The organism is Enterococcus sp. 6D12_DIV0197, assembly GCF_002174385.1.
Lineage (GTDB): Bacteria > Bacillota > Bacilli > Lactobacillales > Enterococcaceae > Enterococcus_D > Enterococcus_D casseliflavus.
Genome location: NZ_NIBN01000001.1, coordinates 2592377 through 2608600, shown reverse-complemented (window position 1 = coordinate 2608600; position 16224 = coordinate 2592377). Strand labels below are relative to the sequence as shown.

The following is a 16224-nucleotide window of genomic DNA, read 5'->3' as shown; positions in this document are numbered from 1 at the left end:
AGTGTTAGGTTATGGTGGATACAGGATCAGCAGTTGATTTTTTAAGTAATCCGATTTTATGGGGTGTTGTCCTCGTTGTTTTATTGATCGCTTTTTTGATGATACGCTATCGCATTGGGAAACCCGATGAAGCATTGATCGTTACGGGGTCGTTTTTAGGAAAAGAAGGCATCAAAATCTTAAAAAACAGTGGGACGTTTGTGATTCCTATTGTTCAAAAAGCCCATAAATTAAGTTTATTGACCCACAAGTTAGAGATTGGGACACCAGAAGTTTATACGGAACAAGGCGTACCGATCAAAGCCAGTGCGACGGTGCTTGTAAAGGTCGGCAACAGTACCGAGTCGATCAAGACAGCTGCTGAGCAATACTTAGGCAAATCCACAGGTGAATTGGAAGATGAAGCCCAAGAAGTCTTAGAAGGTCACTTACGGGCGATTCTAGGAACGATGACGGTAGAAGCCATCTATAAAAACCGCGATGATTTTGCGGAACAAGTGCAAGAAGTTGCCTCTACGGATTTGAAGAAAATGGGGTTGGAGATCGTTTCGTTTACGATCAAAGATGTCAGCGACAGCAATGGCTACTTGGATGCGTTAGGACGCCCTCAGATTGCTGAAGTGAAAAAAAATGCCGAAGTAGCGGAATCCAATGCCTTAAGAGAAACTCGAATCAAGCAAGCTGAGAATGAGCAATTGGCACAGCATGAAGAGATCCGTCGCCAAACAGAAATTGCAGAAGCGACGAAAGATATGGCATTGAAACAAGCACAATACAAACAAGAACGCGAAGTTGCGGATGCGAAAGCGGAACAGATCGCGGTCGGCGAACAAATGAAAGTTCAATTGATCGAACAAGAAAAAAATATCGAGATTCAAGAAAAACAAGCGGAGTTGACGGAAAAAGAATTGAATGCAACTGTCCGTAAAAAAGCCGAAGCGGATAAATATGTGGTTGAACAAAACGCTTTAGCAGACAAAGCAAGAGAAATCGCACGAGCACAAGCGGAAGCGGAAAAAGTCAAATTAGCTGCCCAAGCAGAAGCCGAACGAATTGAAAAACTAGGTAGTGCCGACGCGGAACGGATCGCAAAAGTCGGTCAAGCCGAAGCGGAAAGCCGTGAAAAGATGGCGATTGCTTTGACCAAACTGAACGAAGCTGGTATTTTGATGGAGTTCATCAAAGTGCTGCCTGAAATCGCGAAAGAGGTCAATGCGCCACTGAGCAATATTGATAAAGTGGTTAGCTTTGGCGGCAATGATGGTCTTCAATCAATGGGGGAAGCTGGTTTAGCGCGAACCTTTGATACGATCAAAGAGACAACCGGATTAGACTTAGTTGGGTTAATCAATGACACGATGTCCACAAAACAAGGAAACAAAGAGCTAGTTCAGGCTGTATCTGAAAGCACTGGTTCGCATCAGACAACAACTGATCCAATCGAATAAAAGCAAATAAGTGGAAACGTATCAGTCCCTCTTTCTTTTGAGGAGAGGGACTGGTACGTTTTTCTGGCGCATTTAACGGATCTTTCTGAACAATGATAAGAATCTTACGTAGATTCTTAGAAAGTTTTCACAATTATGTCTAAACTTTGAAATATTGATTAAATTCTGACAATTCATTTGTTTTTTTTTGTGGTCTATGCTAAAGTTATTTCGAATCATGAAAAGGGGGGTTAATTTGCAAACAGATCAGTTTCAAGAAGAGTTTTTTCGTTATCTTATTGTTGAAAGAGGGTATTCGGAAAAGACAAAAAAAGCGTATCAAGAAGATATGGGCGATTTTTTTCACTTCTTAAAAGAGTCTGGCAATGAAGACCCATTAGCAGTGGAATACCGCGATGTTCGCGTCTATTTAAGCTATTTGACGGAACGAGAGTACAGCCGTAATTCCATCAGTCGTAAAATGGCTAGTTTGCGATCTTTTTATCAGTTTCTAACCAAGCATGAGATCGTCAAAGAGAATCCTTTCGCCTACATTCATTTAAAAAAGAAAAACGCCAAATTGCCGCGTTTTTTTTATGAGAAGGAAATGGATGCTCTCTTTCAAAGTGTTGCTGGCGATGAGCCACTACAACAGCGCAATCAAGCATTGTTAGAAGTCCTTTATGGTTCAGGTTTGCGGGTCAGTGAGTGCAGCAGTCTCACACTGGGGGCAATCGATTGGGAAAGTGGCGTATTACTGATCCATGGGAAGGGGAATAAGGATCGCTATGTTCCTTTCGGTAGTTACGCACAAGCAGCAGTCAAACGCTATCTTTCCTCAGGACGCAAACAGCTGATGGAAAAGCAGAACAAGGAACACGAGATCCTTTTCGTGAATCATCTTGGTGACGGGATCACTGCAACTGGGATCGAATATGTTTTGAATCAAATCATTCGAAAAAGCAGTTTAGACAGTAAAATCCATCCTCATATGCTTCGGCATACGTTTGCAACCCATTTATTAAACAACGGCGCCGATATGCGGACCGTTCAAGAATTGTTGGGGCATGCCAATCTATCGACGACACAGATTTATGCGCATGTCACCAAAGACAGTTTACAAAAAAATTATCGCCAATTTCATCCACGCGCGTAAAATTGGTACAGGAGGAACATAAATGAAGTCAGAATTTCATTCAACCACCATCTGTGCGGTTGAAAAAGATGGGAAATTTGCCATGGCCGGTGACGGACAAGTAACGATGGGAGAACAGGTCGTTATGAAAGGAACCGCTCGGAAAGTCCGTCGAATTTACAACGGTGAAGTGATCGTTGGTTTTGCCGGCAGTGTGGCAGATGCCTTTACCTTGGAAGAAAAATTTGAAGGAAAACTAAATGAATACAACGGAAATTTGCAACGAGCTGCAGTAGAATTGGCACAAGAATGGCGGACTCAGCAGTCGATGCAAAAATTAGAGGCGATGCTGATCGTCATGAATGATAAGGAGATGCTTTTGGTCTCTGGGACAGGCGAAGTCATTTCGCCAGATGAAGGGATCTTAGCCATCGGTTCAGGTGGAAACTATGCCTTGGCAGCAGCCCGTGCGATGAAACGTTATGGCGGTGAACTATCTGCCAAAGAAATTGCTGAAGGTGCCTTGAATATTGCCGCAGACATTTGTGTCTTTACGAATCACAATATCATTGTAGAAGAGTTTTAAAGAGGGATGACGATATGACAAACCAAAACAAATCACCACGAGAAATCGTGAAAGAGTTAGATGAATACATCGTTGGACAAACCAACGCCAAAAAATCAGTGGCTGTTGCTTTGAGAAATCGCTACCGCCGGCTGCAATTAGATGAAAAGATGCAACAAGATGTCACACCAAAAAATATTTTGATGATCGGACCAACAGGGGTTGGTAAAACGGAAATTGCGCGACGCTTAGCAAAGATCGTTGATGCACCTTTCGTTAAGTTAGAAGCGACGAAATTCACGGAAGTCGGCTATGTCGGTCGAGACGTAGAATCGATGGTACGTGACCTCGTTGAGAATGCGATCCAAATCGTGAAAAAAGAACAATATAAAAACGTGCGGATCCAAGCAGAGAAAAAAGCCAACCGTCGTTTAGTAAAAGTCTTAGTTCCTGGTATTAAAAAGGAACAGAAAAAGAATACCAATCCTTATGAACAAATGATGAATATGTTCAACGCCGCACAACAACCAGAAGAGCCAAAAGAAGAATTGACGGATGAGATTCGCAGCAACCGTCAAGCCATTTTTGAGCAATTAGAAAAGGGCCTTTTAGACAACCGGGAAGTGACGATCCAAGTCGATGAGCCGAAAAATCAAGCACCGATGATGAACAATGGCTTAGAACAAATGGGGATCGATTTGAATGAAACCTTAGGAGCATTGAAACCGCAAAAGAAAATTGAACGCACAGTAACCGTAAAAGAAGCACGAGAATTGCTGATTCAAGAAGAATCCTCAAAACTGGTCAACGACGCGGATATTCATAGTGAAGCATTACGTTTAGCAGAATCTAGTGGCATCATTTTTCTAGATGAAATCGACAAAGTATCTTCGAAATCACAGCAGTCAGGAGAAGTTTCTCGTGAAGGGGTGCAAAGAGATATCTTGCCGATCGTTGAAGGATCGCAAGTCAATACGAAATACGGAACCCTACAAACAGACCATATCCTTTTTATTGCTTCTGGGGCATTCCACCTGTCGAAACCAAGCGATCTGATCCCTGAATTGCAAGGGCGTTTCCCGATTCGTGTGGAACTAGATGATTTGACAAAAGAAGACTTTGTTAAAATTTTAACGGAGCCCAACAATGCCTTAGTCAAGCAATACATTGCCTTGTTAGGAACCGAAAATGTCAAAGTAGTCTTTACGATGGAAGCTATCGAGAAAATTGCCGAAATTGCTTATCAAGTGAATCGCGATACCGACAATATTGGTGCTCGTCGTTTGCATACGATTCTAGAGAAACTACTTGAAGACTTATTATTTGAAGCATCTGAGATGCAAATGGGTGAAATCACCATCACAGAAGCGTATGTGGAAGAAAAACTTGCGTCCATCGCAAAAGATGAAGACTTAAGCCGGTATATTTTATAAAGGGAGCGGACCAATGAAAACATTATTAGAAAAGACAAGACAAATCAACGAATTATTGCAGCAAAAAAACACCTTTAATTTAGCTTCTGATTTGCCTTACGACAAGATGGCTGTCATTTTAGGAAACATCCTAGACAGCAATGCGTATATTATTAGCATTGACGGTAGCGTGTTAGGTTTTGTTGAGAACCATGATGTCAATAATGAACGCATCAAAAAAATGTTTGTTGAAAAACAGTTTCCTAAAAATTATACAGATTTAGTCGATCACCTGACTTCCACAGAAGCTAATGTGCCAATCAGTGATGATATGACCGCTTTTCCTGTAGAAGGCCGTGAGTTGTATCCCAACGGACTAACGACCATCGTACCGATTTACGGTGCAGGAGAACGTTTAGGTACGATCATTCTTTCCAGAATCGATAAGTCCTTTGATGACGACGATTTGGTATTAGCGGAATACAGTGCGACAGTTGTTGGTATGCAATTCTTGTACCAAAAATCCCGCAGTATCGAAGAAGATGTTCGCAGTACCACAGCTGTTCAAATGGCAATCAACACCCTTTCTTATAGTGAGTTGAAAGCTGTTCAAGCGATCTTTGAGGCATTAGAAGGCGACGAAGGTCGTCTGACCGCGTCAAGTATCGCTGATCGCATTGGAATTACACGGTCGGTGATCGTAAATGCTTTGCGTAAACTAGAGTCTGCCGGCATTATAGAATCCCGCTCTTTGGGGATGAAAGGCACCTATTTAAAAGTGCTTAACAGCCGCTTTAAAGAGGAATTGACGAAACATCAATATTAGGAGATGAGACCATGACAGTTACCATCACGGCGGGTCATCTGCAAGCAAAAATTGCAGAAAAAGGGGCTGAGCTACAAAGCTTAGTTGATACAAGCAATGACCTTGAATATATTTGGCAAGCTGATCCAAACCACTGGGGAAAGCATGCGCCAATCTTATTTCCGATTGTTGGCGCCTTAAAAGAGGACACCTATCAGCATGAGGGCAAAAGTTATCATTTGCCCCGTCATGGGTTTGCCAGAGACATGGTGTTTACTGTCGTTGAAAAACGTACAGACTATGCCTTGTTTCTATTAGAAAGTTCAACTGAAACCAAAGTGAAGTATCCGTTTGATTTTCAGCTGTATGTCAGTTACGAATTAGGCGGTGATGGCTTAGTCGTCAAATACCAAGTAAAGAATAGCGGTCAAAAAGAACTATTCTTCTCCATTGGAGGACACCCTGCATTCAACGTCCCACTTGAAAAAGGGCTGACATTTGAAGACTACTACCTTTCTTTTTCTCCAAAAAAATCACGAGTGAAATTGCCATTAAAAGGCAATTATATTGATTATGAACAACGCACACTCGGTCAAACGAATACGGATCTACGCTTGACCCATGACATGTTTGCAAATGATGCGTTAGTTTATGAAACGAAAGGATTACATTCCTACTCGATTCGCAGTGAAAAATCGCCTCATAGTGTCACGTTAAGCTACAATAATATGCCGTATGTCGGTTTTTGGTCCACATATCCAGTGAAATCGCCATTTCTATGTATTGAACCATGGTGCGGCATCGCAGATACGCTAGAAGCCTCCGGTGAGCTGTCAGAAAAGCTGGGGATTCAAGCACTTCCACCTGACGAACTATTTGAAACAAAGTATTCCATTACAGTTAAATAAACGTATGAAAAAAGAAGCTGGGAAAAGCGCAATGACTTTTCTCAGCTTCTGCTTATTTGTTCGTTTGACCCTTATTCAGTCCAAAGGGTACCCGACTTTCGGTCCCATCTTTGATGCGGGTAATGTTTTCACGATGGCGAATAAAGATAAAAATCGTTACGCCGATCGCAATGAAGGTCAGCAGCCAATTTTGCTCAGGCAAGATCGCAGGTGCGATAAAAGGCAAGACGATTGTCGATAAGGTGATCAAACACGCCGCGATCATACTGGTCAGGCTCACCATACTTGTCACATAAAGACAGATAACGAAAATCAATGAAGAATAAATGAAAAAGAGCGGATTGTATCCTAAGAGCATCCCAGCACTTGTCGCCACTGCTTTGCCGCCTTTAAATTTGGCAAAGATCGGGAAGGTATGACCTAAGATCGCACAGACCCCAAACCAGAGCGGATTGACAGTATGGAGACCAAAGATGACTGGCAAGCTGGTCGCCAAAGTTCCTTTTAAGATATCCATCAATAAAACAACGATGCCGGCTTTTTTTCCTAAGACGCGAAATGTATTGGTCGTTCCCGTATTGCCGCTGCCGAATTGGCGAATATCTTTTTTGAAAAACAGTTGGCCAATCCAAACACCAGAGGGGATCGAACCTAAAAGGTAAGCAACAATAAATAAAAGAATCGTATTCATAATAACCAACTTTCTTTGCAAGGCTAGGGCAATTTTAGCATGAAAACGCCTTTCCAACAATAAGAAAATCTTTCGCTGGTCAGACAAAGAAGAAAAACAGCTTTTCTCAGAGCTGTGAAACACAAACAAGCCATTTTGCGACTCTAGCTTGTGCAAACAAAGGAAAAAGGATAAGATAGTTTAGAAAAATGTTCGCTTGAAAAAAGCGTATTTTGTGTTAAGATTTTTTTTGCAGTCCTTTCAGCATTAGAAAAGGACTGATCAAGATTAAAGGAGCGGTGGGTTTGGCAAAGAAAACCACAGAATATAATGATGCTTCCATTCAGGTCTTAGAGGGCCTAGAAGCAGTAAGAAAACGGCCAGGAATGTATATCGGCTCGACCGATAGCCGCGGCTTACATCACTTAGTGTATGAAATCGTCGATAATGCGGTTGATGAGGCACTCTCTGGATACGGCAATGAAATCGATGTTACGATCCACAAAGACAATAGTATCAGTGTTCGAGACAATGGGCGAGGAATGCCGGTCGGGACACATGCATCGGGAATCCCTACTGTTGAAGTGATCTTCACAGTGCTACATGCCGGCGGGAAGTTTGGCCAAGGAGGCTACAAAACTTCTGGCGGCCTTCATGGGGTTGGTGCCAGTGTTGTAAATGCTCTATCCAGCTGGCTGGAAGTAGTCATCGTTCGTGATGGCATCGAATACAAACAGAGCTTCAAAGACGGTGGGAAACCAGCTGGTACTTTGAAAAAAATCGGCAAAACTCGTAAACCAACTGGAACCACAGTCACCTTTAAACCTGACGACACGATCTTTTCAACAACCAAATTCTCCTATGAAATTCTCGCAGAACGTTTAAGAGAATCGGCTTTCTTGCTAAAAGGGGTCAAAATCTCCCTGACGGATGAACGTGGGGAAGAACCAATTCATGAAGTTTTTTTATATGAAGAAGGCATCAAAGAATTCGTTGATTATTTAAATGAAGAAAAAGATACCTTGACCCAGGTGGTTTATTTTTCCGGTACCAAAGAAGCAATCGAGGTAGAACTTGCCTTTCAATACAATGATGGCTATTCGGAAAATGTCTTGTCCTTTGTCAACAATGTACGTACCAAAGATGGTGGTACCCATGAAGTTGGGATGAAAACATCAATGACGAAAGCTTTCAATGAATATGCCCGCAAGGTCAATTTGTTGAAGGAAAAAGATAAGAACCTTGAAGGTAGTGATTTTCGTGAAGGCTTAGCGGCCGTGCTGTCGATCCGTGTTCCAGAAAATCTTTTGCAATTTGAAGGACAGACCAAAGGGAAATTAGGAACACCCTTAGCAAGAAATGCTGTAGACAATGTGATTGGCGAGCAACTAGGCTATTACCTGCAAGAAAACAGTGAAATGAGTCAAATGCTGGTTCGTAAAGCGATCAAAGCAAGAGAGGCCCGTGAAGCTGCCAGAAAGGCGAGAGAAGAAAGCCGCACAGGAAAGAAACGCAAAAAAGGTGAGTCACTGCTTTCTGGAAAATTAACGCCTGCTCAGTCTCGTAATCCTAAGAAAAATGAATTGTATTTGGTGGAGGGGGACTCAGCCGGCGGGTCAGCGAAGCAAGGCCGTGACCGCAAGTTCCAAGCGATTTTACCGTTACGAGGCAAAGTTATCAATACAGAAAAAGCCAAGATGCAGGATATTTTGAAAAATGAAGAGATCAATACCATGATCTATACTATCGGTGCCGGTGTTGGCCCAGAGTTTTCGATTGAAGACTGCAATTATGACAAAGTCATTATCATGACCGATGCGGATACCGATGGGGCGCACATCCAAGTGCTGCTTTTAACGTTTTTCTACCGGTATATGAAACCTTTGATCGAAGCGGGAAAAGTATACATTGCTTTGCCACCTTTGTATAAAGTGTCTAAAGGGTTAGGGAAAAAGGCAGTAGTCGAATATGCTTGGACGGATGATGAACTAAGCAAACTGACCCAAAAAATCGGTAAAGGCTATATGCTTCAGCGCTACAAAGGGTTGGGGGAAATGAATGCCGATCAATTGTGGGAAACGACGATGGACCCAGAAACGCGGACGCTGATTCGGGTAAGAATCGATGATGCGGCTCAAGCAGAACGTCGCGTCACCACTTTGATGGGGGACAAGGTAGAACCTCGTCGGAAGTGGATCGAAAGCCATGTTCAATTCAGTTTAGAAGAAGATGGCAGTATTTTGGATAAAAAAGAAGATACGGTACCGGAATTAGTTGATGAAAAGTTAATGGATACCGAACAAGCAGAAAGCAAACAGTTAGTTAAGGAATAGGAGGTGGTCTCTTGGAACACAGAAGCAATATACAAGAATTGACATTGGAAGAAGTGATGGGAGATCGCTTCGGTCGATATTCCAAATACATTATTCAAGAACGGGCATTGCCAGATATTCGTGATGGGTTAAAACCGGTTCAGCGGCGCATCTTGTTTGCCATGAACCAAGACGGCAATACGTATGACAAAGGCTTCCGCAAATCAGCGAAATCAGTCGGGAATATCATGGGGAACTTTCATCCCCATGGTGACTCGAGTATCTATGAAGCAATGGTCCGCATGAGTCAAGACTGGAAGCTACGTCAGATTTTGATTGAAATGCACGGGAACAACGGGAGTATGGATGGTGATCCGCCAGCTGCCATGCGTTATACGGAAGCACGGCTTTCGGAATTAAGTGGTGAGCTATTAAAAGATATTGAAAAAAACACCGTGGAATTAGTTTGGAACTTTGATGATACTGAAAAAGAACCAACTGTTCTACCAGCAAAATACCCGAATCTGTTAGTCAATGGCTCAACTGGGATCTCAGCTGGCTATGCAACAGAGATCCCTACCCACAATTTAGGGGAAATCATCGATGGAACGATCTATTTGATCGACCATCCGCAAGCTTCTTTGGATCAGCTGATGAAGTACATTCCTGGCCCTGATTTTCCAACAGGGGGTATTTTACAAGGGAAAGAAGAAATCAAAAAAGCGTATGAAACAGGCAAAGGCAAAGTGATCTTGCGTTCGAAAACCAAGATCGAAGACATCAAAGGTGGCAAGCAGCAAATCGTTATCAATGAGATTCCCTATGAGGTCAATAAAGCCAATCTAGTCAAAAAAATGGATGAGATTCGTTTGAATAAACGGATCGACGGGATTGCTGAAGTGCGTGATGAAACTGACCGTACTGGTTTGCAGATCGTTGTCGAGCTGAAAAAAGAAGCAAATGCACAAGGAATTTTAAATTATTTATTTAAAAATACCGAATTGCAGATCAACTACAACTTCAACATGGTGGCTATCGACAATATGCGCCCCCAACAAGTCGGTTTGAAACGGATTTTAGAAAGCTACATCAAGCATCGGCGTGAAGTGATCGAAAAACGCAGTCGTTTTGAACTGCAAAAAGCCCAAAAGAGACAGCATATCGTCGATGGGTTAATCAAAGCTTTATCGATTCTTGATGAAGTGATCGCCACCATTCGCGGCAGTAAAGACAAAAAAGATGCCAAAAACAATCTGGTTGTTCAGCACGGTTTTACGGAAGAGCAAGCAGAAGCCATTGTGAACTTACAGTTGTACCGCTTGACCAATACGGATATCACACAATTGCAAGCAGAGGCGAAAGAACTTGCTGAAACGATCGCTGAATTGACAACGATTTTAAATGAGGAAAGTGAATTACTGAAAGTGATCAAAAAGGAATTGCGGGAGATCAAGAAAAAATATTCGACACCGCGATTGACTGAGATCGAAGCCGAAATTCAAGAAATCAAGATCGAAACACAAGTTTTAGTCGCGCAAGAAGAAGTCGTCGTGACAGTCACAAGAGACGGTTATGTCAAACGCAGCAGTTTGCGTTCTTACGGTGCCTCAAAACCAGAAGAGATCGGCATGAAAGAAGGCGACTCTTTACTTTACAGCAACCAAATGAATACGTTGGATCATCTGTTATTGGTAACCAATAAAGGAAACACGATCTATCGTCCGGTTCATGAATTGCCTGATTTAAAATGGAAAGATCTAGGCGAACATATTTCGCAAACGGTTATGACACTGGCGCAAGATGAAATGATCATTGGGGTCTTTGCCTACAAAGAGATCGATCCGTTGAAAAACTTTGTGCTGATCAGTAAAAACGGCATGATTAAACAAACACGAATGACGGAATTTGAACCTTGGCGCACCTATAAGACACGGCCAATGACGATCATGAAGCTGAAAGATGAATCAGATGAATTAGTCAATGTCTTTTTGACTGATCAAACAGAAGAAATGGATGTCTTTTTAGTCAGTCATCTTGCCTTTGGCTTACGGTATTCGCTTAATGAAGTGCCCGTTGTGGGACCAAAAGCAGCTGGGGTCAAAGCGATGAACCTTAAAGCGGATGATTATCTTATCAATGGGTTGTTAGTTTATTCAGAAGGGGATACACCGATCGTTCTGATTACCCAACGTGGCGCAGCAAAACGCATGCTAGCCCAAGAGATCACCCAATTAGGACGGGCGAAGCGTGGATTGATGGTCTTACGGGAATTGAAGAAAAACCCTCATCGCGTAGTCTATATGGGGAATGGAGAGAACCAGCAGCTACTGGTAACCAACCAAAAAGGACAAGCCTTTGAAGTCATCACGAATCAAATCCCGATCAATGATCGGACCTCCAACGGCTCATTTATCATGGATGAGAAAACAGGGGGGCAAATCTACGAAGTGAAAACACAAATCAGTCCTGCAATCGCAGAGGATTCTGTACTATAAATTATAACAAAACAACCATTCTGTACCAGTACAGAATGGTTGCTTTTTTGCCTCTTAATTAATCTTTCACATTAATAAAAAACGCACTTTAATAAAAGATTCACATTTGATAAATGCTTATAAATCAACGTTTTTAATAATAAAAATCTTAAAAAAAACTAAATTGTTCAAAATAATTCTTGAAAACACTTGCAATCATTAGGGTGTGTGTTATACCTGTCTCTTATACACATCTAGATGTGTATAAGAGACAGTCATTAGGGTGTGTGTTATACTGTTCACGTAAAGCTGTTACATTAGTGAACAGAAAATTTAAGGAGGTCCATCAGATGGAACAATGGAATGGATTTAAAGGAAAAACTTGGAAAGAAGAAGTAAACGTACGCGACTTCATCCAAGAAAACTACACACCTTATGACGGAACAGATGAATTCCTAGCAGATGCTACTGAAGCAACGACGAAGCTATGGGATCAAGTCATGGAACTGAACAAGCAAGAGCGTGAAGCTGGCGGCGTATTGGATATGGATACAAAAGTCGTTTCAACGATTACTTCTCATGGACCTGGCTACTTAGACAAAAACTTAGAAACAGTTGTTGGTTTCCAAACGGAAAAACCATTTAAACGCAGCTTGCAACCATTTGGCGGCATCCGCATGTCAGAACAAGCAGCAGAATCTTACGGCTATGAAATCGATGCGGAAGTTTCTCACATTTTCCGCGACTACCGTAAAACACATAACCAAGGGGTATTTGATGCCTATACACCTGAAATCAGAGCAGCTCGTCGTTCTGGTGTAATCACAGGTCTTCCTGATGCATACGGCCGTGGCCGGATCATTGGTGACTACCGTCGTGTTGCATTATACGGAGTGGATTTCTTGATCAAAGAAAAACAACAAGACCTATTGTATTGCGGAAACGGAACCATGTCTGAAGACATTATCCGCCAACGTGAAGAATTAAGTGAACAAATTCGCGCTTTAAGCGAATTGAAAGAATTAGGAAACATTTACGGATTTGATATTTCTAAACCAGCTCAAACGGCGAAAGAAGCATTCCAATGGTTATATCTTGGTTACTTAGCAGCCATCAAAGAGCAAAATGGTGCGGCAATGTCATTGGGACGTACGTCAACTTTCCTTGATATTTATGTTGAACGCGATTTAAAAAATGGCGTGATCACTGAAGAAGAAGCACAAGAAATCGTTGACCATTTTGTCATGAAACTACGTCTTGTGAAATTTGCTCGGACGCCTGATTACAACGCATTGTTCTCTGGTGACCCAACTTGGGTAACTGAGTCAATCGCTGGTATGGGTGAAGATGGACGCCACATGGTAACAAAAAACAGCTTCCGTTTCTTACACACTCTAGCAAACTTAGGTCCAGCACCAGAACCAAACTTGACTGTTTTATGGTCAACACGTTTGCCTCATAACTTCAAAACATTCTGTGCGAAAATGTCGATCCAAACATCAGCGATTCAATATGAAAACGATGATGTGATGCGTGGACATTGGGGCGATGATTACGGAATCGCTTGTTGTGTATCCGCAATGCGCATCGGGAAACAAATGCAATTCTTTGGTGCTCGTGCCAACTTAGCGAAAACATTGTTGTATGCAATCAACGGTGGGGTCGATGAAAAATCAAAAGCACAAGTTGGACCAAAATTCCAACCAATTACTTCTGAATACTTGGATTACAACGAAGTAATGGAAAAATATGACACAATGATGGACTGGATTTGTGATCTGTATGTGAACACATTGAACATCATTCATTACATGCATGACAAATATTCTTATGAACGCATTGAAATGGCGCTCCAAGATACAGATATTCTACGTACGATGGCTACTGGTATCGCTGGTTTCTCTGTTGCAGTTGATTCATTATCAGCGATTAAATATGCCAAAGTTCGTACGATTCGTGATGAAAACGGCATTGTTGAAGATTACGAAATCGAAGGCGATTATCCTAAATACGGAAACAATGATGACCGTGTAGATGATATCGCAGTCAACTTGTTGAAAGCTTTCATGAAGAAAGTAAAACGCACAAAAACATATCGTGATGCAAAACATACAACTTCGATCCTTACAATCACTTCTAATGTGGTTTATGGGAAGAAAACAGGGAACACGCCTGATGGACGTCGTGCAGGTGCACCATTTGCTCCAGGTGCAAACCCAATGCATGGCCGCGATACGCATGGTGCATTAGCAAGTCTTTCGTCAGTTGCGAAATTACCATATGATTACTCATTAGATGGTATTTCAAACACCTTCTCAATCGTACCTAAAGCATTAGGTCGTGACGATGAGACACAACAAGAAAACCTAGCAACAATGCTAGATGGCTATGCAGCAAAAGGTGGTCACCACTTAAATATCAACGTATTTAACCGTGATACATTACTTGATGCGCAAGCTCACCCAGAAAAATACCCACAATTAACGATTCGGGTTTCTGGTTATGCGGTTAACTTCATTAAATTAACCAAAGAACAACAAGATGATGTCATTGCTCGTACAATGCACGAAGCAATGTAATAAGCAACAACTTCAGGCGGCGGACGGGAAAATCCGCCGCCTCTTGTTTTGAGAGTATCAGACGGAGCATGGTTATCCGTCGTTTCGAAGAAAGGAAGAGCATTATGGCAGTAACAGGACAAGTACATTCAACAGAAAGTTTTGGATCAGTAGATGGACCAGGTATCCGTTTTATTGTATTCATGCAAGGATGCCGCATGCGTTGCCAGTTTTGTCATAATCCAGATACTTGGAAGATTGGCACGGGTATCGAACGAACGACTGATGACGTCTTAGAAGAGGCGTTGAAATATCGCGAATTCTGGGGACAAAAAGGTGGGATCACCGTTAGTGGTGGGGAACCGTTACTTCAAATGGACTTTCTGATCGATCTGTTTCGTAAAGCCAAAGCAGAAGGGGTCAGCACAACACTGGACACTTGCGGAAAACCATTTACACGAGAAGAGCCTTTTTTCAGTAAGTTTCAAGAGTTGATGACTGTGACTGATTTGCTGTTGTTTGATATCAAACATATCGATAACAAAGCCCATAAAGAGCTGACCACCCAATCCAATGATAATATTTTGGATATGGCAAATTATCTTTCAGAGATCAATCAACCTGTCTGGATTCGTCATGTGCTGGTTCCTTTTAGAAGCGATTATGATGACTTCTTGATCCGTTTGGATGAATTTATCAAGACGTTGAAGAATGTCGATAAAGTTGAGATCTTACCTTATCACACGATGGGGAAATACAAGTGGGATGAGCTAGGCTTGAAATATCCCCTTGAAGGGATCGAACCACCAACCGAAGATCGGGTGAAAAATGCCAAACGTTTGCTCCATGTAGATGACTATAAAGGCTACTTAACCCGTTGATCAAAACAGGAAAGAAGAGATTGCTATTGCTTCTTTCCTGTTTTTTTACTATGATTAGAAAGTGAATATCAATTGAAATAGGAGCGATGAAGAAATGTCGAAAATATTAGTATTTGGTCATCAAAATCCTGATACCGATGCCATTGGTGCAGCGATTGCCTTTGCGAACTTACAAAATCAACTTGGGAAAGACTGTGAAGCAGTAGCGCTAGGTACACCGAATGAAGAAACACAATTTGCACTAGACACCTTTAGCCTGGCTGCTCCTCGTGTGATCGATTCAGTGGCAAAGGAAACCCAAGAAGTAATGTTAGTGGATCATAACGAATTTCAACAAAGTGCAGCAGATATTGCGGATGTTACTGTATTAGCAGTGGTTGATCATCACCGTATTGCTAACTTTGAGACAGCCAATCCGTTGTATTATCGTGCAGAACCTGTTGGTTGTACCAGTACGATCGTATTGAAGTTATACAAAGAAAATCAAGTGGAAATTCCAAAAGCGATCGCAGGAATCATGCTTTCAGCGATCATCTCCGATACATTGTTGTTCAAATCGCCAACATGTACCGATGAAGATGTAGCGGCAGCAAAAGAATTAGCGGTTTTAGCAGGTGTTGAACTGGAAGCATACGGATTGGATATGTTGAAAGCCGGCACAAATCTTGAGACGAAATCAGCCGCAGAATTGCTGGATCTTGATGCAAAAAGCTTCCCAATGGGCGGGAAAAACATCCGTATCGGACAAGTCAATACAGTCGACCTAAAAGAGGTCTTTGACCGTCAAGCAGAATTGGAAGCTGCCATGAAAGAATCAATGTCAGCAAATGGCTATGATTTGTTCTTGCTTGTTGCTACTGATATCTTAGACAGTAATTCTGAGCTATTAGTTGTTGGTGAACCAATTGCCCCAGTAGAAGCAGCGTTTGAAACGACATTAACGAACCATCGTGCCTTTTTACCTGGCGTTGTTTCTCGTAAAAAACAAATCGTTCCTCAATTAACAGCGGTTTTCGAAGGATAATTAGGATAAATGTCAGAGTGCTGGTGAGATCTGTTTTGGTAGATCAAGCCAGC

The 16224-nt window shown here is 42.0% G+C and carries 12 protein-coding genes; 11 read left to right on the top strand and 1 reads right to left on the bottom strand.

The window, feature by feature from the left end:
• The first annotated feature begins 11 nt into the window (after positions 1-11).
• From A5867_RS12095 to A5867_RS12070, 6 genes are all read left to right on the top strand, one after another.
• On the top strand, positions 12-1448 hold the full coding sequence (locus tag A5867_RS12095) for an SPFH domain-containing protein (RefSeq protein ID WP_087627704.1): 1437 nt from the start codon (positions 12-14) through the stop codon (positions 1446-1448).
• A 235-nt stretch (positions 1449-1683) separates the two neighbouring features.
• On the top strand, positions 1684-2583 hold the full coding sequence (gene xerC, locus A5867_RS12090) for a tyrosine recombinase XerC (protein WP_034872208.1): 900 nt from the start codon (positions 1684-1686) through the stop codon (positions 2581-2583).
• A 22-nt stretch (positions 2584-2605) separates the two neighbouring features.
• The gene (gene hslV, locus A5867_RS12085; RefSeq protein ID WP_005229630.1) at positions 2606-3148 is read left to right on the top strand and encodes an ATP-dependent protease subunit HslV; all 543 of its coding nucleotides are present in this window, start codon (positions 2606-2608) and stop codon (positions 3146-3148) included.
• A 14-nt stretch (positions 3149-3162) separates the two neighbouring features.
• Positions 3163-4560, top strand: a complete 1398-nt coding sequence (gene hslU / locus A5867_RS12080; RefSeq protein ID WP_005236820.1) for an ATP-dependent protease ATPase subunit HslU — start codon at positions 3163-3165, stop codon at positions 4558-4560.
• 13 nt (positions 4561-4573) lie between these two features.
• Entirely contained in the window at positions 4574-5365 is a 792-nt protein-coding gene (gene codY / locus A5867_RS12075; protein ID WP_005236817.1) for a GTP-sensing pleiotropic transcriptional regulator CodY, read from the top strand.
• Between the two features lie 11 nt (positions 5366-5376).
• Complete coding sequence (locus A5867_RS12070; protein WP_087627703.1) at positions 5377-6252, top strand: aldose 1-epimerase family protein; 876 nt, start codon at positions 5377-5379, stop codon at positions 6250-6252.
• Between the two features lie 52 nt (positions 6253-6304).
• Here the strand turns inward: A5867_RS12070 and plsY are convergent, their stop codons facing one another.
• Complete coding sequence (plsY, locus tag A5867_RS12065; RefSeq protein WP_015510003.1) at positions 6305-6943, bottom strand: glycerol-3-phosphate 1-O-acyltransferase PlsY; 639 nt, start codon at positions 6941-6943, stop codon at positions 6305-6307.
• A 284-nt stretch (positions 6944-7227) separates the two neighbouring features.
• On the opposite strand from plsY, the gene parE reads away from it, so the two are divergent.
• The 5 genes from parE to A5867_RS12040 all read left to right on the top strand — a co-directional run bounded on the left by parE (position 7228) and on the right by A5867_RS12040 (position 16171).
• On the top strand, positions 7228-9255 hold the full coding sequence (gene parE, locus A5867_RS12060; protein ID WP_087627702.1) for a DNA topoisomerase IV subunit B: 2028 nt from the start codon (positions 7228-7230) through the stop codon (positions 9253-9255).
• A gap of 11 nt (positions 9256-9266) precedes the next feature.
• Positions 9267-11729 carry a DNA topoisomerase IV subunit A gene (gene parC / locus A5867_RS12055; protein WP_087627701.1) on the top strand — a complete coding sequence of 821 codons (2463 nt, stop codon included), beginning with the start codon at positions 9267-9269 and terminating at the stop codon, positions 11727-11729.
• Between the two features lie 329 nt (positions 11730-12058).
• Positions 12059-14287: a formate C-acetyltransferase gene (gene pflB / locus A5867_RS12050; RefSeq protein WP_008379680.1), complete on the top strand. Its 2229-nt coding sequence runs from the start codon at positions 12059-12061 to the stop codon at positions 14285-14287.
• Between the two features lie 104 nt (positions 14288-14391).
• Positions 14392-15147 carry a pyruvate formate-lyase-activating protein gene (gene pflA, locus A5867_RS12045; RefSeq protein WP_008379682.1) on the top strand — a complete coding sequence of 252 codons (756 nt, stop codon included), beginning with the start codon at positions 14392-14394 and terminating at the stop codon, positions 15145-15147.
• A gap of 94 nt (positions 15148-15241) precedes the next feature.
• On the top strand, positions 15242-16171 hold the full coding sequence (locus A5867_RS12040) for a manganese-dependent inorganic pyrophosphatase (protein WP_087627700.1): 930 nt from the start codon (positions 15242-15244) through the stop codon (positions 16169-16171).
• The last annotated feature ends 53 nt before the right edge of the window (positions 16172-16224 follow it).

Excerpts from the sequence above, each read along its gene's own strand:
- hslV (WP_005229630.1), top strand. The coding sequence starts at position 2,606 with ATGAAGTCAGAATTTCATTCAACCACCATCTGTGCGGTTGAAAAAGAT.
- A5867_RS12070 (WP_087627703.1), top strand. The coding sequence starts at position 5,377 with ATGACAGTTACCATCACGGCGGGTCATCTGCAAGCAAAAATTGCAGAA.
- plsY (WP_015510003.1), bottom strand. The coding sequence starts at position 6,943 with ATGAATACGATTCTTTTATTTATTGTTGCTTACCTTTTAGGTTCGATC.
- hslU (WP_005236820.1), top strand. The coding sequence starts at position 3,163 with ATGACAAACCAAAACAAATCACCACGAGAAATCGTGAAAGAGTTAGAT.
- A5867_RS12040 (WP_087627700.1), top strand. The coding sequence starts at position 15,242 with ATGTCGAAAATATTAGTATTTGGTCATCAAAATCCTGATACCGATGCC.
- A5867_RS12095 (WP_087627704.1), top strand. The coding sequence starts at position 12 with ATGGTGGATACAGGATCAGCAGTTGATTTTTTAAGTAATCCGATTTTA.
- codY (WP_005236817.1), top strand. The coding sequence starts at position 4,574 with ATGAAAACATTATTAGAAAAGACAAGACAAATCAACGAATTATTGCAG.
- pflB (WP_008379680.1), top strand. The coding sequence starts at position 12,059 with ATGGAACAATGGAATGGATTTAAAGGAAAAACTTGGAAAGAAGAAGTA.
- pflA (WP_008379682.1), top strand. The coding sequence starts at position 14,392 with ATGGCAGTAACAGGACAAGTACATTCAACAGAAAGTTTTGGATCAGTA.